At 39.1% G+C, this 16,255-nt stretch carries 19 protein-coding genes; 5 read left to right on the forward strand and 14 right to left on the reverse strand.

Annotated elements, in window-relative coordinates; all coding sequences use genetic code 11:
• Positions 1-12 precede the first annotated feature (12 nt).
• Positions 13-1,293, reverse strand: coding sequence for a 3-hexulose-6-phosphate synthase (hxlA, locus tag MSBRM_RS17930; protein ID WP_141706481.1), 1,281 nt, complete (start codon positions 1,291-1,293; stop codon positions 13-15).
• Between the two features lie 367 nt (positions 1,294-1,660).
• On the opposite strand from hxlA, the gene MSBRM_RS17935 reads away from it, so the two are divergent.
• The 4 genes from MSBRM_RS17935 to MSBRM_RS17950 all read left to right on the forward strand — a co-directional run bounded on the left by MSBRM_RS17935 (position 1,661) and on the right by MSBRM_RS17950 (position 4,321).
• Entirely contained in the window at positions 1,661-2,137 is a 477-nt protein-coding gene (locus MSBRM_RS17935) for a DUF5788 family protein (RefSeq protein WP_048122421.1), read from the forward strand.
• A 123-nt stretch (positions 2,138-2,260) separates the two neighbouring features.
• Positions 2,261-3,187: an aspartate carbamoyltransferase gene (gene pyrB / locus MSBRM_RS17940; RefSeq protein ID WP_048123638.1), complete on the forward strand. Its 927-nt coding sequence runs from the start codon at positions 2,261-2,263 to the stop codon at positions 3,185-3,187.
• Positions 3,184-3,654, forward strand: coding sequence for an aspartate carbamoyltransferase regulatory subunit (gene pyrI / locus MSBRM_RS17945; RefSeq protein WP_048122422.1), 471 nt, complete (start codon positions 3,184-3,186; stop codon positions 3,652-3,654). Before pyrB ends, pyrI begins: the two co-directional genes overlap by 4 nt.
• Before the next feature lie 193 nt (positions 3,655-3,847).
• Entirely contained in the window at positions 3,848-4,321 is a 474-nt protein-coding gene (locus tag MSBRM_RS17950) for a DUF5788 family protein (RefSeq protein WP_048156559.1), read from the forward strand.
• A gap of 672 nt (positions 4,322-4,993) precedes the next feature.
• Here MSBRM_RS17950 and MSBRM_RS20685 read toward each other — a convergent pair.
• Genes MSBRM_RS20685 through MSBRM_RS17975 form a run of 6 tightly spaced genes read right to left on the reverse strand, consistent with a single transcriptional unit; the run spans position 4,994 to position 8,359 of the window.
• Complete coding sequence (locus tag MSBRM_RS20685; protein WP_155400479.1) at positions 4,994-5,152, reverse strand: hypothetical protein; 159 nt, start codon at positions 5,150-5,152, stop codon at positions 4,994-4,996.
• Between the two features lie 47 nt (positions 5,153-5,199).
• Positions 5,200-5,907: a DUF1673 family protein gene (locus MSBRM_RS17955; RefSeq protein WP_048157206.1), complete on the reverse strand. Its 708-nt coding sequence runs from the start codon at positions 5,905-5,907 to the stop codon at positions 5,200-5,202.
• An 11-nt stretch (positions 5,908-5,918) separates the two neighbouring features.
• Positions 5,919-6,638: a DUF1673 family protein gene (locus MSBRM_RS17960; RefSeq protein ID WP_048122430.1), complete on the reverse strand. Its 720-nt coding sequence runs from the start codon at positions 6,636-6,638 to the stop codon at positions 5,919-5,921.
• A complete protein-coding gene (locus tag MSBRM_RS17965; protein WP_048122432.1) occupies positions 6,635-7,261 on the reverse strand; it encodes a DUF1673 domain-containing protein in 627 nt (208 codons plus the stop codon). The genes MSBRM_RS17960 and MSBRM_RS17965 overlap by 4 nt, the downstream gene beginning before the upstream one ends.
• A complete protein-coding gene (locus tag MSBRM_RS17970) occupies positions 7,262-7,876 on the reverse strand; it encodes a DUF1673 domain-containing protein (RefSeq protein WP_329957092.1) in 615 nt (204 codons plus the stop codon).
• Between the two features lie 27 nt (positions 7,877-7,903).
• Positions 7,904-8,359, reverse strand: a complete 456-nt coding sequence (locus MSBRM_RS17975; protein WP_048156561.1) for a hypothetical protein — start codon at positions 8,357-8,359, stop codon at positions 7,904-7,906.
• Positions 8,360-9,181: 822 nt separating this feature from the next.
• Here MSBRM_RS17975 and MSBRM_RS17980 point away from each other — a divergent pair.
• Positions 9,182-9,706 (forward strand): hypothetical protein, encoded by a 525-nt coding sequence (locus tag MSBRM_RS17980; protein ID WP_230668974.1) that lies wholly within the window; start codon positions 9,182-9,184, stop codon positions 9,704-9,706.
• 618 nt (positions 9,707-10,324) lie between these two features.
• Here the strand turns inward: MSBRM_RS17980 and dapB are convergent.
• From dapB to MSBRM_RS18020, 7 genes are all read right to left on the reverse strand, one after another.
• A complete protein-coding gene (dapB, locus tag MSBRM_RS17985) occupies positions 10,325-11,116 on the reverse strand; it encodes a 4-hydroxy-tetrahydrodipicolinate reductase (protein WP_048156565.1) in 792 nt (263 codons plus the stop codon).
• Complete coding sequence (gene dapA / locus MSBRM_RS17990) at positions 11,113-11,988, reverse strand: 4-hydroxy-tetrahydrodipicolinate synthase (protein WP_048156568.1); 876 nt, start codon at positions 11,986-11,988, stop codon at positions 11,113-11,115. Before dapA ends, dapB begins: the two co-directional genes overlap by 4 nt.
• A gap of 40 nt (positions 11,989-12,028) precedes the next feature.
• Positions 12,029-12,223 (reverse strand): 30S ribosomal protein S17e, encoded by a 195-nt coding sequence (locus MSBRM_RS17995; protein ID WP_011306165.1) that lies wholly within the window; start codon positions 12,221-12,223, stop codon positions 12,029-12,031.
• A gap of 486 nt (positions 12,224-12,709) precedes the next feature.
• Positions 12,710-13,009, reverse strand: a complete 300-nt coding sequence (locus tag MSBRM_RS18000; RefSeq protein ID WP_048123644.1) for a hypothetical protein — start codon at positions 13,007-13,009, stop codon at positions 12,710-12,712.
• A 295-nt stretch (positions 13,010-13,304) separates the two neighbouring features.
• Complete coding sequence (locus MSBRM_RS18005; protein ID WP_048156572.1) at positions 13,305-14,069, reverse strand: heparan-alpha-glucosaminide N-acetyltransferase; 765 nt, start codon at positions 14,067-14,069, stop codon at positions 13,305-13,307.
• A 405-nt stretch (positions 14,070-14,474) separates the two neighbouring features.
• Positions 14,475-15,350, reverse strand: coding sequence for a CPBP family intramembrane glutamic endopeptidase (locus MSBRM_RS18015; protein WP_048122453.1), 876 nt, complete (start codon positions 15,348-15,350; stop codon positions 14,475-14,477).
• Positions 15,351-15,352: 2 nt separating this feature from the next.
• Positions 15,353-16,234: a DUF1616 domain-containing protein gene (locus tag MSBRM_RS18020; protein WP_048122459.1), complete on the reverse strand. Its 882-nt coding sequence runs from the start codon at positions 16,232-16,234 to the stop codon at positions 15,353-15,355.
• Positions 16,235-16,255 lie beyond the last annotated feature (21 nt).

Here is a 16,255-nt window from a genome sequence, read left to right on the forward strand (position 1 = left end):
AAATGGGGTCATTCAACGTTTTTCCCATTTTTTCAGGTTCATAATCTCAGACAGCGTCCCGCCTCTTTTGATTTCATCAAAGAGTCTTTTTTCTGTTTTATAAACTTCTTTTGCTCTTCTTGCCAGCTCGTATGCCCTCTCTGATGGAATTACCACAACACCACTTTCATCGCCCACTATATAATCTCCTGGCTTCACGGTCTGGCCACCACAGGTAATTTCAGCATTGATTTCTCCAAAACCTTTAGGATCTCCGGCGTTAGGTACTGTATTGCTTGTATAAATCGGAAGTCCCAATGTTTCGACTTCGTCAATATCCCTGACAGCACCTTCTATTACCAAGCCTGCAATTCCCTTGTTCAAGGCGCTCCAGGTCGCAAGCCCTCCCCAGCAGGCAACATCTTTATTTTCGTTGTAAATAACGATTACGTCCCCTTCTTTTGCAATGTCAATTGCTTCCACGGGTTTTGCCCAGTCTCCGGGAAAAGTCTGCACGGTAACTGCGGTTCCTACCATTTTTCCTCTTACCAGAGGATGAATGCCTTTCATTGCACCTTTCCGGTGCATGGCATCAGAAATATTTGAAGTGGAGACTTCCGTAAGAATTTCTCTGATTTCCTGGTCTACGGTGCTGACACTGCAGATTTCTACAGCGTCTGGGGAGTCAACACTCTGCCGAATTTTTCTTGCAGCTTCGGTTACGTTGTCAGAATGGGTGATATTCCCTCCGACAATTACAACCTTTGCTCCGGCCTTGACAGCTTGCACTGCACTATTTGCATCAAGCCCTCCAGCGACTGCAAGCTGTACGTTGACTCTCTGTGAAATTTCCCTGAGAAGTGCTATGGGGTTTCTTCCCATCATCTGCTGGTCTATGCCTATGTGTACATTAACATAGTCCACGCCCAGAGCCTCAAGTTCAATGACTCTTTTTACAGGATCCGGAGCCGAAATGAGGTCTGCCATTAACCTGACGCCGTATTTGTGGGATGAACGGAGTGCGTCAAGTAATGTAGAATCATCTGCACTCCCTAGCACAATAACGACATCAGCCCCGGCTTTTGCTGCCATCTCAACTTCTATAGCGCCTGTATCTACAGTTTTCATGTCTGCCAGAATCGTCCGGTCTGGAAAAGCTTTCCTCATGGTGCGGATTGCGTCCATCCCCTCACTTTTGATTAGAGGGGTTCCAATTTCAATCCAGTCCGCACCTCCTGCTATTGCCTCTTTTGCAATCTCTACCGCACGATCCAATTCCAGAAGATCAAGTGCAACCTGAATTATGGGAACTATAGTATCACCTCAAGCGGGAAATAGGAAAAGCTGAAATTTTCAAATATTTTTATATCAGCTGTCCTGTGTGTTTTCATTTCTGTTTTACTCCGGATTTATTCTTTCGGACTTCCGGGTTTTATATCGGTTCTTTTAATTTAATTCTCTTAAATGTATCCTTTTATTTTTACTCTAATGATCTAATTTTATATGTGAGTTTTTCATTACCTATATTTCTTTTTATTTACGACTTATTTTGTGTTCGTGATGTTGTTTTGTATTTGACATTCATTGATAAAGAATAAATATTAGCCAGTTATAAAAAATAAATATTAGCTAATTGTTGCAGAAATTTGATTAATGCTATAATATTTACTGGGGGAGGACAATGGAAAAGAACCTTGGAATATCCGAAAAGAATGCTTCTGGAAATTATATTACGGATGAGGAACGCAAGCAGTTGCTTTCGGCTCTGCATTCTCGCCTTTTCTGGGTAGGTCAGCGTATCCCGGATCATGTTGAGGTTGAGGGAGAAACTTATCCTCTACACAACTATGTATGGGAACTGGTTCAAAAAGAAGAACTCAGTGAATCTGAGAAATCCAGGATAGATAAATGCATTGAAATGCTTTCAGCAAAAGAAATGAAAGATGAAAAAGAACTTGAAGAGGAGTCCCTTACTTCGGAAGAATCAAGAAATCTCTATCATGAGACTGCAGGCTTATTGCGTGCAATCACAAATTTGAAGGAGATAGAGAGCGGAATCTTCAAGCAAAATACGAAACGCTTTCAGGAACAGTTCGCTAATCAGAGGGTTAGAGACGCAAAGCTCTGGCTTGAATTCATTAATAAAGTGTCGAAGTAACGTGTTAGCACTGAAAGTAACGTGTTAGCACTGAGATACAAGACAGGATTTAATTTCCTTCAATACTCTTAGAAATTTATGGAGCAAAGGTTATATCTCTGGGAACCACTTTATGAAAACAGGATGTCATTTAAGAACAGAAACGTCATCTCTATGAAGGACTTTTCGCGGAAAGAAATCGATCACGTTCTGGATACGGCAGAAAAGCTTGAGCCTGTAGCCAGAGGCGAAGAAAGGTCCCGGTTGCTGGATGGAAAAATAATAGCTCTTCTTTTTTTTGAACCAAGCACAAGGACAAGGCTGTCTTTTGAATCTGCCACGCAGAGACTTGGAGGGCAGGTTCTCAACCTGGGTTCTGTGGAAGCAAGTTCGGTAATGAAAGGAGAAAATCTTGCCGATACTATTCGCGTAATCAGCAAATATGCAGATCTTATAGTGTTGCGTCATCCTCTTGACGGGTCAGCACGAATGGCTGCGGAATTTGCAGGTGTTCCTATAATCAATGGTGGAGACGGCTCTTTACACCACCCTACACAAACTTTCCTTGACCTCTATACCATTCGCAGGGAAAGCCATCTAGAAGGTCTGAAGATCGCTATGGCAGGAGACCTGAAGTATGGAAGAACAGTTCATTCCCTATGTCATGCCCTATCTCTTTACGGAGCTGAAATAACTTTAGTCTCGCCTCCTGAACTCAGGATGCCCCAGGAAATTATCAGGGATCTTCAAAAGAATAATATTCGAATTAGAGAAAACGATTCTCTTGAGGAAATAATTGACGATGTTGAGGTCCTTTATATGACAAGGGTTCAAAGAGAACGTTTTCCTGATCCTGAAGAGTATGAGAAGGTCAAAAACAGGTTGAAGGTTACAGGTGACCTGTTGAAAAACGCAGACTCTAGCCTTAAGATTCTTCATCCTCTCCCACGGGTCAACGAAATCTCTCCTGAAGTAGATTCAACACCGTATGCATGTTATTTCAAGCAGGCTTTTTATGGGGTCCCTACACGAATGGCACTTCTCGCTCTTGCCACGGGAGTGATTGAATGAAGGAAAAAAGAGACCTGAAGATTCAGGCAATTGAAAATGGAACAGTGATCGACCATATAAAGGCTGGGCAGGCCTTGAATGTTCTGCGTATACTTGGAATTTCCAGTGCTTTTCGAGCTACTATCAGCTTCGTTATGAATGCACCCGGTGCAGCAGGCATAAAAGACGTTGTGAAGATTGAAGGTAAGGAACTCAGCGTCGAAGAGCTTAACAGGATTGCTCTTATATCTCCGAAGGCCACTATCAATATTATTAGGGATTTTGAAGTAGTTCAGAAAAATAAGGTTGTACTTCCTTCTTATGTTGAAGGTGTTGTACGCTGTATCAATCCAAACTGTATTTCTAATAGCAGTGAACCTATAAAATCCAAATTTTCCGTGGTCCAGTCCGAAGAAGACGGGGTAACTCTACGCTGTCTTTACTGCGAGCATGTAATTTCAGAAAATATAGCCGAAAATTTGCTGTAAATGAAAATCTGCTGTAAATATGTGACTTTCTGTGAGCTAAAAATCAATTTTTGTTTTTATCTTGAGGTTCTCTTACAGGACTGAAGTGATCGAGAATTAATTCACAAGATATTATTTCAGTGTAGTTCGAATATTATCCATTCGAATATAATTTTGCAGTTTTAACTGCTAGTATCTTCAGGGGAAATTGCTCATGATAAAAAGAGATAATGATACGGAAGAGGCAGATGAAGAATATATTGGGTATGAAGAGCGGAATAAGCTACTCTGGAGTCTCAGGAGTGATTTTGCCTGGGCAGGAAAGAAAATCCCTAAAAGCGTGGAGATTGATGAGCGCGAGTACAAGCTCAGGGACATGATCCGAGAGCTGAGCGAGAAAGAATCACTGGATACAGATAAAGCTGCCGAAATCAGAGCTCTTATCCCAAAATTGAATGAAAAATCAAAAGTAGACGAAGAACTGCTAGAGACCGAAGAGCTTACAAAAGTAGAGGCTGAAGCCCTCTATGAAGAAGCAACTGGGCTTCTGCGTGCTTCAATGGAATTAAAAGACAAACTTGAGGGGAAAGGTGGGGAAAAAAGCGTCGATGAGTTTAAGCGTATGCTCAATACCCAGAAAATAGCGGACGAAAAGCGCTTTCAGAATCTTATTAAAAGTTTAAAGTAATGAGTTTGTTTGTGATTTCTTCAGTGATTCCGGCTTCAGGGAATTTCACTTTCAGAATAGTCTTTTGATTTTCAGAATAGTCTTTTGATTTTCAGAATAGTCTTTTGATTTCTTTTTTAGTTTCAATTTTCTACTCATTCTTATTTTTGAAGGTAGACATAATTTCTTCCGGTTCGTCGGTATAGAATTCCAAATTTAAGTTTGAGCGTGTAGTAAGTTTAAGGATCTGTTGATAGGGCACTGTGAGTTCGAAGATATAAAAATAAATAACAAGAACTATGCAATTATCCAGAAATCTACCATAACTGAGCTTAGTTTTATGAAAGCTGGAGCTGCTTCCATCTGCAAATCTCTAGTTATACTTTCTATGGTATGAGGTAGTTGAATTGCAAGGACAACAAGGAGAAACAAACGTAGTGGCCAACGTAAAGAATTACCTTTGTTCTTAGATACTGAAGTCTACACGATATCCTCTTTCTTTAATACGAGAGACCTGAATATATGCCTGCAAATGATTATTTTTTCAGGAATTAACAGTACAGTAGTACGATTATAAAGAATAAAAGCCAAAAAAGCCAGATAAAGGATTAAGGAAGAAAAAAAATCGAAAAAAGAGCCTACTGGACTGCATAATCCCAAAATTAAACTGATTACTAACGCTGTAACGATGATTTATACAATTCCATAGCCTATATACAAGTCCCGCCCTTTCAGAACCTTACTTTCTTGCAGACTTGCAGTAGAGAGTGCCAGCCAGCTTCTGCTTTCCGGTTTGAAACCAGAAAAGTAGTTTTCTTGCTTTTCTTTTCTAAGAGAATTTTCATCGGGCACCAGCTCATCAGCTTTCTGAATTATTTCACAAAAATCATTTAATGTCCTTACAAATGCCTTTCAATAGATGATTTAATCTCTGCAGCCGAGTTTTCATCCGTGATCAATGAATAGTAAGAATCCCATTCGTACCATTTTTTGTGTTTGGTCTTGATATATAGCTGCATATTCAAATTCTCTAATTGGGTTTTTTGCTTTCTCGCTGCAAATAGAATGAGGGGAAGCAGTGAGACCAATAGCAGAGGTATTTTCCATTCCCCTTTTACTACAGCCATATAGACCACAAATCCGCAGAAAGCAATTTCTCCAATTCTCAGGAGAAGGGACATTTCCTTTGAACGCTTTTCAAGCCTGTATGATGTTATTCTTTCAATTTCTTCATAAGGAATGTCAAGCTTCTTTAATCTAAAGGCCTGGAGGTGTATTCCTGATCCATCTACCAGAACTGCCGCCTCGAAGGTTTTGAGAACTAATAAGTAACAAGGAATGTTAAGCAAGAGGAGACCGACCAAGAAGAGAGAAATATCTTCTACATGAGTCATAAGCAAGTTGAAGCATATTACAAAAAGCAAAATAAATAGAAATGTATTTGCAGAGAAGATCACGTTTGTGGTTTGGAATTCCAAGATGTTTACTGTTTTCCCAGGAATTGTGGCTGTGTTCGCAAAGTCGTAGAATCGTTTTGTCTGCTGTGTTGTTTTCTTGCAGGCTGGGCACCAGCCCATCAACTTCCGGACAGTTTCAGAAAAAGCCATTTTGTAAACTCTCACAGATGCCTTTCAATAGATGATTTTATCTCTGTAGCCGAGGCTTCATCCGTGATCATGGAATTGTAAGAGGCCCAGGTCCACTTATGCCACTTTTTGTGTCTGGTTTTTATATGAAGCCGTGTATTTCCATTCCAAAATCGGGTTTTTTGCTTCCATTCCGTGATAAATACAAAGGGAAACAGGGAAACGAATAGTAGAAATATATTCCATTCTCCTTTTACTACAGCCATGTAGCTCAAGAATCCGCAAGTGGCAAATCCTAAAATAATCAGAGGAATGTATATTTTCTTTGATTTTTTATTAATCCTGGTAACTGTTACACTTTTTATATTATTATAAAGTATTAGCTTTTTAAATATGAAAGCCTGCAAGTGGACCCCCACTTCGTCTACCAGAACTGCCGAGTCGTAGGTCTTGAGAGCTAACAAATAACAAGAACAGCTGAGCAGGAAAAGAACTGCCAGAAAGAGGGGCATGCCCCACAGATATTTCAGTAATAGGAGCAGGTTGAAACTTGTCATAAGAAATATCATTATTAGAGATATGTTTGCAGGAAAAACTACATTTGAAGTTCGGGGTTCCGGGAGATTTCCTGTTTTTCTGGAAGCTGGTATCAAATTTTCAGAGATAAATGGGGATTCTATTTTCGGTACCATATTCTTGCAAACCGGGCACCATCCCATCAGCTTATTTATATATCTGGACTCCCGGCTCATAGTTCTTCCCCCTTTTCTCCAAGGACATACAACTTTTGCTGTCCCTTTTTTCTTTTCATATACATTTTCATATGGTTTTTCCTCTCCCAGTAAATTAGCTGGAAATAGAAGCTCCACATAAGAACAAGAGTTCCTGATACGAAAGAGTCCAGTGCCTGATCATTAAGAAGATGAGCTGCATGAGACGAGATATAGGGCAAGAAAGCCATGAGCAAAGTGAAACCCAAAAATAGGAATAAGAGCACACAGGCAAATGTTTTTCTAAAGGAAGGAGAAATGACAGGATTTCTTTTCACGGCATCGTATTGATGCATCTGTTTTTTCCAGCCGAGCAAATAGATCGGTAAAGAAAGTGAAAGGCCAAGAAGGAAAGTCTCTGTATTTATACCTTTTAGAAATAGGTTTGTATAAACAGGAGTAAAGAAAATCGGTAGCAGTAGGAGTTGGGTATCAAGCCTGGAATGCTGGCTTGGAACTGTCGGACTTGCTTTTTTCCTTCCTGATAGATCGTTTACTTCAAAATTAGCAGAACTAATTCGGGTTTCAGCTTCAAGTGCTTTTGCATTAGGGCACCAACCCATCAGCTTTTTGATCTGATCAAAAACAAAAGTCTTATTGGACATTTATTTACTCTCCCGAATTATGTATGACTTTTTCCACTTTCCATAACTTTTGTCGAAATAAATTGTTTTGTGGTTCATTTTCTGCCAATATATTAGCTGGAAATAGCTAAGCCACATTACGACTAGGAAACCACTCATAAATGAAATTATTACTTGCATAGAATGGTTCCTTTCCACATCTCCAGAAAAAATCCAATAAAAAAGAAATGCATAAAAAATTAGATTCATTATTTGAGATACTTTTTTCATGAAGGAGTTATCACAAATGTGTTTCTGTGCGAGAGTGTCGTATCTGCGCATCTGCTTCTTCCAGTCAAAGACAATAACTGCTACAGAAATGAAAAATCCTGCAAGTAAAAAGGCTAGATTTAGACCCAGGTGATTAATCGCCAGGAGATATGCAAGTGTAAATAAAATGTTAATCAGGATAGTGTAAGCACTCGTTTTCCGAAGCCATCCGGGATTTTTTTGATCCACATTATCTCCTTTTTCTCTATCCGGGATACCAGATTCAAAAATTTCAAAGTTAATGTGCTGTCTGGTTTCAGATGTTCTGGCATTAGGACACCAGCCCATCAGTTTCCTTATACTTTTTGTGAATACATTCATTGTCATCTTTCCCTCCACTTTACTTGGATTTAATCAGGCCTGTTCCACCAATTCTTTCAATTTTCCAAATAATTCATCTGCTATCTTTGTTGGGTCTTCTGAACTCTTGAGTTTGAGCTGCATCTCTTCTGCAAAGTCCCAAAGGAGTTCAATACATTCCCTGTACCTCTCACAAGACCCACATTCACCTTCGTGTTCATACCAGACTTGCATTCCGTGTTTTGCCGAAACAAAGATTATTGCATTGGCTTTGAAAGGTATCGATTTCCCGAAGAGTATCCCTTTCTTTGAGTCAAGTTTTTCAACTTCGATCCTGTTTGCACTGGCCATTTCAAGCAGGGTTTCCTCAATGCGTTTATCCATACTGAGAAGGGCTCGCGAGACTGCCTGCCTGGAGACCCCAAAACGCTTTGCGATATTGATATTCGGGAGCCCGTTTCGGCGCAGAACCCAGAATTCAAACTGTTTTTCACCTGCCGGTATGAACATATGTAAACATCTGAACGTTGACTATATATAACTTTCTTTCTCAGTAACTTTTTTGAGTATCTTTAATGAAAATTTTTGCCAGATGGGGAAATCCTGAAGTTTTGTTAAGAATAGTTTGAAGATCTGGCCATAAGACATATATGGGATAATGTTAAAATTTAGTTACAAATATAACTATATATTGAATAGTATAAAAGTCAAATTAGATTATAGGGTCATATAAATTAGAAGCTGAGGATTTATGGAGGTATTGATATGCTAAAGAGAATTGTTCATAAAAAAATTTAGAAATCCTGCTTCTTTCGGAAGATTCCCGAAAACTGGCGCAGACTCTCTCCAATGTTAAACTCTATAAAAATCCTACAGGTTCTGGAAATTAAAGATTGTCAGCAGGTGAGATTGTAGAAAAGCCCGGTTTGGGGTTAAGTACTCTCAAATACAATCTTGATTCTTTGTTGGATGCAGATATGATATGAGTTTCTGAGGTAAAATGGAGTCAGAGGGGCAGAAAAATAAAGATCGATGAACCTATTGAAAAAATAATGATCTCGTCCCTGGATGCAGGAATGGCTGCAAGAAGGAAATCCTTAGCATCTTTCGTAAAAATTGTCAAGAAAACTTTTTCATAGACAGAGACAAATGTTTTTTAGAAAAGTTTGAAAACTGATATTATCTTCTCAAACCGCAGAAGTGACAAAATGCGGCGTTTTCCAATCTGTTCAAAATATGTAGGGATGATGATATCTGAGTTTTTAGAACTGATTCACTTTATATTGCTAGTAAATGGAATAAAAGAAAAGAACTAAGTTTAAAGAGGGATGAATGTTGACTAGAATATCAAGTTCTCTCGTTATCGGGATATTTGTAGTAGTTATTGTAGGATCCATACTTTTTTATTCCTATTCTGTAGGTCAGCTCCTCTGGGGTATTATAGCTGCGGGAATGATTATTCTGATTGCAGGTATACTATTTTTTTTGCCGCTTATTACAGATCCTTTGAACTCATCCGGTTACAGGGGAAATGAGAAATCCGAATCTTTTGGCGTTGAATCTACATGTCTAGGCGATTCCATAGTTTATGAAAGACCATTTTTCTTCATCGGCGTGCCTTTCATTATAATTGCTCTCGGAGGTATATTTTCTAAACACGAGAGTATATTTTCCATAGCATATGAGAATGGAACAACATTAGTTCTGTATCCTGGAGTCTGTTTTGTTTCAAAAGACGACAAAATTAGCATTAGGGGTAAATGGCACAGGGGAAAAAAGCTCGGAATACATGGAAATGTCGTTGTTGCAGACAGGATTGAAAATTTGAGTTCTGGGCTTGTCTTCAGTCGTGAATGACTTACACGGCAATTGTTCTATCAGGATTCTAGTGTTTCGATTCCAAAGTAAATTCATAAAACTTGACTTTTTAATAGATCCGTAAATCACGAATTTATATAGAAAACAAGGAATTAATAGTGGAATCGAAGCACTAATGTCATGGTAATTTAATTATTGAGCATAATCTTTGATAGCTTTTTATTAACATATGGCGATTCAGAGTTAACATGTGACCAATAACTAAATTTTCAAGACACTAGTCTATTATAATTCATGGTTTTTCATTTAGTTTTGAGTTTTTTGTCCAAGCTTGTAATTTTCCTTAGAATAGTTTTAATGGAATATTGCTTGCAAGCAAGTATCCCTATTGTTGTGGGATGATATTTTGAGATTTCAGGGCTATATACTTACAAGCAAGCAGTATCCTATTTCCTATATAATAGTATATATAACTTTCCAGTGTACTGTTGATATTAATCTCCCAAAAAGTAAACCTGCCTGGATTAAGTTAAAAAAGATTAGAAAAAAGAAAGTAAATAGCTCTTTTCTAAGTTAAAAGAGAGTAGTCCTGATAAAGAAACTCAGGACCCAACTAGTTGTTCAAAATTTCTTTTAAATTACTGATTAAAGATGTTCTTATAAACCAAGCACATCGTCCATGGAATAAATTCCTGGTTTTTGCTTGCAGACCCATTCGGCTGCACGGACTGCACCTTTGGCAAAGATCTGGCGGGAGTGAGCCATGTGCTTGATCTCAATTCTTTCAGAATTTCCTGCAAAAAGGACAATATGGTCGCCTGTGATATCTCCAGCGCGGACTCCATGAATTCCAATTTCTTTTCCGCGTGGGGCAATACCTTCCCTACCATAGACATATTCCTTTCCACCGACAGCCTCACTAATAATGTCGGCTGCCCTAAGGGCGGTTCCGCTTGGGGCATCTTTTTTCTGATTATGGTGAGCTTCAATAATCTCGATATCATAATCTGCAAGATATTTTGCAGCTTCCCTGATAATCTTGAAAAAGACGTTAACGCCTACTGAGTAGTTAGGGGAAATGACGGCACTGACCTGACCTTCCTGAATGGCTTCGTCAATCACTGCTCGCTGCTCAGGAGTCAGCCCTGTGGTTCCGATTATTAGATTTACCCCGGCTCTGGCTGCTATTGGAGCGTTAACTACGGTTGCGCCTGCTGCAGTGAAGTCAATAAGGACATCAGCCTTGCTTTCTTTCAGGACAGTTTCAAGGTCTTTTACGTCCGAGATCCGGACTCCAAGGTTCCCTACGTGAGCAAATTCTCCTGCGTCCCTTCCGAAATAGTTGATATCAAAAGCAGCAACAAGCTGCATATCCGCAGAGTTGATAACATTCTCCACAATTAAAGAGCCCATCCTGCCGCAGGCTCCGAGTACTGCTACGTTAATCATTCTATAACCCCCAATTTCCTGAGTTCATCTGCAACCTTCTGAGTATTTGTCTCACTAAGGGGAGCGAGTGGAAGCCTCAGGTTCCCGCTTGCCAAGCCTGCAAGTTCTGCAGCTTTTTTAACCGGGATCGGGTTCGTTTCCAGAAAAAGGGAGCGAATCAGAGGGGCAATTTCAAAATGAATCTTCCTTGCAGTTTCGTAGTCTCCGGCAAGGGCTGCATTTACCATTCTGGACATTCTGTCAGGCACTATATTTGCGGCGACAGAAATGACTCCCCGGCCTCCTACAGAAAGAATAGGAAGAGTCAAATTATCCTCACCTGAAATAACCACGAAGTCTTCATCTATGGTATTTTCCAGAATCTGGGAAACTTTACCGATATTCCCACTGGCTTCTTTAATTCCCACGATATTTTCAACTTTTGCAAGTTCGACAATGACTTCTAGTGGCATATCCTGTCCTGTACGGGAAGGGATATTATACATAACCATAGGAACATCGACTGCTTCTGCAATTTTCTTAAAATGCGCAAGCAGACCTGCAGGATTTGGCTTGTTATAATAGGGAGAAATCAGAAGTACGCCATCGACACCCGCATCTGCAGCGTGTTTTGTAAACTGGAGAGCTTCTCCTGTATTATTTGAACCTGTTCCTGCAATTACAGGAACCTTTGAACATTCCACTGCAATATCTATGACTTCTTCATGCTCACTTGCGGAAAGAGTCGCGGATTCTCCAGTAGTACCACAAGGCACAATCCCTGAAACTCCTCCCTTTTCAACAAATTCAATATTCCTTTGTAAGCCTTCCCTGTCAATCCTGTCATCCTTCGTAAAAGGAGTTATCAGGGCAGGCATTGTTCCTTCAAACATTTTAGATATCCCCACCTGTGTCCAGAAGTAACTCTTCTGCTCAGTATACTTTCATGCGTGCAACTTTTCTTGTAACGTAACCTGCAACCCTGTTCCTTATAACTTTGCTTTCAATTGTCGTATACTTTGTCACAAGAGCCTTGTTAGTTTCAAAGTCTTTTGTAAAGACATCCCTGTGGTTCTCAAGCAGTTGGAATGCTATTCTTTTTATGTTTGTCTGTCTTATATTTCCCATCGTATCTCCTCTTAGTTTTTGCTGCTTTTAGTCCAGTTATTCAATTCTACTTCTAGTTTATCTCACATGTTTTCCTGTGAATTATGGTTAACGTGAAGCCCGAGGTAGAAAATAGTTGTTTGATATCTATTTTTCGTCTCTGGAATTGATAGGTTTAGCGAAAACTGGATACAATAATTTGATTGATAATGATTTTGTCGACTAATAAGGTCACTTGAGATTTATAAATTTTGGGGTCGACACTCTGGTCAAACCTGTGAGGCCTATCATTCCTTTTCTCAATTAATTGGTATGTAATTAGATGCTGACAATTCTCCTTTAAATATATACTTTTTGCAGCATCAATGCAGCAGCTATAGTTAGATTCTGGGTACAGTCTTGTTATGTGACATTGGATATATCCTACATTAAATATGTTCTGTGCCTTTATGTGGTATTTGGATATATCCTAGCACTTAAATATCCTGTACATTTATGTATTATCTCTTATCTCCTCTTTACATAGTCTGTTTTACCAAGAAAACGGTCAAGAGTTCCTGCGTTAGTAAAAACACGTTCTCTTATCCCTTTACGATTAATAAAGAGTCCTATTAATACGAAAAGCAGTCCAAGATCCGGTTTTGCTTCGACAGCAATTGCTCCTATCAAAACCACGGAAGAAGCTGCAAGTCCCTTCATGGCTCCTTTTCTGTAAGAACGGTAACCTGTTCTTTTAAAAATCCGGATATCCCGAAGAGTCAGGAAAAGAACTACAAAATAAGCAAACATTGCAATTTCTAGATACATTCTTTTCTCCATCTTCTGTTTTTAATTTTGCCTCCCTACTCCTTTACCGGGTTGAAAATATAAGTCTGATTTCTTTTTGGTCTTTTATCCCGGTTAGATTTTATATCTGATTATTTTTCAGTAAGCAGGCGAAGATTGATCAGCATACCAGTGTAAGCAAATAGATATACAAATTAAGTTTGTTACATAATATAAAACCAGCAGGTTTTGGATCTGCTGGTAATTTTGAGTTGTAAAGATAACTAGGAGAATATAATTTATTAGGTATTATTTAGACTTATTTTATCACTAGACTTTACAGCATATTCAGATTGAGTAGTCCGCTTAGGAATAAAAGTCCGAGAAAAAGCGGTTGATGAATGAAGTATATGAGCAGAGAATGTTGCCCTGTTCTTGAAAACAGCCTGATAAGGGGATTTTTTTCAGTATAGGGAAGCTCAAACTGCCTTTTTCCGCCTGAGTACAGAAAATTACCCAGGAAAACTCCTGCTAGCAATACTCCAAACCAGGGAAATACAGGAAAGTAGTCAAGGGTACTAAAATTTTCAGGTGTAAAGCCTAGCCAGAGCAGGCTGGAAAAACCAAAAGTTATATTCTTGATGTGAAGCCCTATAAGGCCGAAAAACAGGCTAAAAAAGAGATTTTCTTTCCCATATCTCAGGAAAGGATAGACGAGTATTGCCGAAACCCCAAAAAAATGCAGGATTCCAAAGACAATATATTCTTCAGGTAAAAAGATCCAGGTTATACCTGTGAGCAAAAGCCCCATTAGGTAGAGTTTTATTCCTCTTTTCAGGTACTTGGAAAAATTTTCTGATATATTTCCGGCAGACTCTTTGTTAAGAGCTCTTGAATGGCTTATAGAAAGGGCAACTCCTGAGATCAGTATAAAAAGTAAAGCTGAGAATCTGCCTGCATATAAGATAAAGCCGGATCTGATCTGAACATCCACAAGCTTGAAAAAGTCCAGGTCATAAAGATAATGATAAAAGAGCATCAAGAGAACAGCAAGTCCTCGCAGACAATCAATCTCCCAGAAGCGGTCTGCATATATGGCCATAAATATTTCTCCGGAGCGCATCAAATTCTATTCATAAAGAATGGCTGTCTTCTTTTATAAATATATATTTATAATTTCTGGTTCTTTCAGGAGAAGGCGGAAGGTTTCTTACTCTTTAGTCTCTTACTCTTTAGTCTCTTACTCTTTTTATGTAGTGGCAATAAAAGCTCGATCCCGTAAGAAATTCCGATCAGCATGTCTGCTCTGCCAGATGACTTCTCTTACAACAGGAAAAAGGTAATCCATATAAGCAAATGGCTGCTTAAATAGTAAGGGCTGAGGGTCTAACTCATTTCTATTAAGAATTAAGATTGCTTCTATTAGATTGCTTCTATTAAGATTGCTTCTATTAAGATCGAATATGTCAACTTTCATGGACTTCTTCAAACCAACTTTTACAGTGCCTTACATTAATCCAACTATGGACCCTGCATGTGGGATTATCCCAAACAAGAACACATTTATTGAACCATGAATCATTACTACAAGGGGAAGACTTCGGGTTCTATAAAATAGGTATCCTAAAAAACCTCCTAAAAAGAAGGTATATACCATTTCGTAAGGAGTGCCGTAAGTAGAATGCATTATCCCAAAAAGGAGGCTTGAAAGAAAAATTCCCCAGGCTGGTCCCAGGAATTCTTCCAGTCTTGTCTGGAGAATTGACCTGAAGATAAGTTCTTCTATAAGCCCTACAATAAAAACCATTATAATAATGAGTATCAGCAGGTTTGTCAATGAGAGATCTGGTATAAGTTCTCTGGCTCCTATCATTATATATTCTACCTGTCCAAAAGCCAGACCTGCAAGGATAGATAGAGGAAAGTAGATCCAAATCTTCCTTAGAGTATCTTTTTTTCTCTCATATATCACCTTCTGATGCACAGTAGCAAGAGTTATAGGAAGTGCCATGGGTGCATAGATAAATATGAATGAATAAAGATTTCTCTCAAAAAAAACTGGCATTGAAAAATTCACCAATCTGAAAATTGTCAGAAGCAAGAGAGCCTGGTAGAGTTTCCGTATCTCAGTCTTTTTTAGAACTGCTATTGAATATGAAAGCGAGAGCAGAAGTATGGTATAAGCTATTGAAGCTTCTCTTAATCTTCCTCCGAAAATCAACAATTCGATAAGAGTAATTGCAGCTACAGGGATTCCTGCATAAATTATCTTTTTCAAAAATCGGTTTTTTTCTTCAGTTTGCATTTTAAGCATTTTCCCGAGCTCCGGCAGAGAGGCTTTTCCCGCTTCCAGCTCTGAAGATATAAAATCCGAGATTGCCATCTTCAAGCCTCCTCAGTAACATTAATCCAGAGATGGAGGTTCCGGTAAGGTGTGGTTTTCTCAGATTCATTAAAGAGCAGAAACTCTAGTTTCATATTCTTTCCTTCAAGAGGTGGCGTAAAAGTAACTGGTTTTTCCCAGGACATATTATGCTCAAGGCTTATCTGTTTCTTACTTTCCAAGAGCAACCTGTTTTCGAGCCTTACATCTATTGTATAATCCATTGGCCTGTACTCATGATTTATGACCCCTACAATGACGGTTCCTTTTTCTCCCGGTACAAACTCCGTAGGATAGTCTCCGATCGTACTGTTGTTTCCAAGAATATAAAATTCGGTAAAGTGCTCTCCCTCTTTAGAGTTTCCTATAATGTAGACAAGGCTCCCCATAGAAGCCAGAATAGAAAGGGCAAGGATAAACGCAATAACCTTATCAGTTTTCGATTCGGGCTTTTCAAAAACTCTGGCTTTCATGCTAAGGTAACATCTTTTGAATGAAACTCCAAAGACTTCGGTTTCAGGCAGCAATCCCCTTCTGTAATGAGCAACTGCACATATCAGGAGAGTAAAAATTGAAAATTCTGTCAGTAGAGGAATCTCCCTGATCCCCCAGCTGGAATAGTTCAGTCCAAGTCCCAGTAACGGGGCGATTGAAATACTCAGTCCGAAGGAAATTGCAGTTCTCTCAATTCCGTCAAGATCTTTTTTTGCCGGGAAGAGAGCTACAGTGAGCGCATAGCCCGGCAAGAAAAGTACCAGAATAATGCCCAGGTACGTGCGCAGGAAACTGTCGCTAAGTACAGGTACGAGTATAAAGATGTTAGTAATAAGCACAAAACCTACAACAAGCAGCAGGTCCATGGAAAGTTGTCTATTTCCGGCCATTTTACCACTAAGAGAATTATT

Origin of the sequence: Methanosarcina barkeri MS (genome assembly GCF_000970025.1) — an archaeon.
GTDB lineage: Archaea > Halobacteriota > Methanosarcinia > Methanosarcinales > Methanosarcinaceae > Methanosarcina > Methanosarcina barkeri.

Excerpts from the sequence above, each read along its gene's own strand:
- MSBRM_RS17935 (WP_048122421.1), top strand. The coding sequence starts at position 1,661 with ATGGAAAAGAACCTTGGAATATCCGAAAAGAATGCTTCTGGAAATTAT.
- MSBRM_RS18000 (WP_048123644.1), bottom strand. The coding sequence starts at position 13,009 with ATGTATCTAGAAATTGCAATGTTTGCTTATTTTGTAGTTCTTTTCCTG.
- MSBRM_RS18020 (WP_048122459.1), bottom strand. The coding sequence starts at position 16,234 with ATGGCCGGAAATAGACAACTTTCCATGGACCTGCTGCTTGTTGTAGGT.
- MSBRM_RS18005 (WP_048156572.1), bottom strand. The coding sequence starts at position 14,069 with ATGGCCATATATGCAGACCGCTTCTGGGAGATTGATTGTCTGCGAGGA.
- pyrB (WP_048123638.1), top strand. The coding sequence starts at position 2,261 with ATGTCATTTAAGAACAGAAACGTCATCTCTATGAAGGACTTTTCGCGG.
- MSBRM_RS17955 (WP_048157206.1), bottom strand. The coding sequence starts at position 5,907 with ATGGCTTTTTCTGAAACTGTCCGGAAGTTGATGGGCTGGTGCCCAGCC.
- MSBRM_RS17980 (WP_230668974.1), top strand. The coding sequence starts at position 9,182 with ATGTTGACTAGAATATCAAGTTCTCTCGTTATCGGGATATTTGTAGTA.
- MSBRM_RS17970 (WP_329957092.1), bottom strand. The coding sequence starts at position 7,876 with ATGACAATGAATGTATTCACAAAAAGTATAAGGAAACTGATGGGCTGG.
- MSBRM_RS17995 (WP_011306165.1), bottom strand. The coding sequence starts at position 12,223 with ATGGGAAATATAAGACAGACAAACATAAAAAGAATAGCATTCCAACTG.
- MSBRM_RS18015 (WP_048122453.1), bottom strand. The coding sequence starts at position 15,350 with ATGGCAATCTCGGATTTTATATCTTCAGAGCTGGAAGCGGGAAAAGCC.
- MSBRM_RS17965 (WP_048122432.1), bottom strand. The coding sequence starts at position 7,261 with ATGTCCAATAAGACTTTTGTTTTTGATCAGATCAAAAAGCTGATGGGT.
- MSBRM_RS17960 (WP_048122430.1), bottom strand. The coding sequence starts at position 6,638 with ATGAGCCGGGAGTCCAGATATATAAATAAGCTGATGGGATGGTGCCCG.
- MSBRM_RS17975 (WP_048156561.1), bottom strand. The coding sequence starts at position 8,359 with ATGTTCATACCGGCAGGTGAAAAACAGTTTGAATTCTGGGTTCTGCGC.
- dapB (WP_048156565.1), bottom strand. The coding sequence starts at position 11,116 with ATGATTAACGTAGCAGTACTCGGAGCCTGCGGCAGGATGGGCTCTTTA.
- pyrI (WP_048122422.1), top strand. The coding sequence starts at position 3,184 with ATGAAGGAAAAAAGAGACCTGAAGATTCAGGCAATTGAAAATGGAACA.
- MSBRM_RS17950 (WP_048156559.1), top strand. The coding sequence starts at position 3,848 with ATGATAAAAAGAGATAATGATACGGAAGAGGCAGATGAAGAATATATT.
- dapA (WP_048156568.1), bottom strand. The coding sequence starts at position 11,988 with ATGTTTGAAGGAACAATGCCTGCCCTGATAACTCCTTTTACGAAGGAT.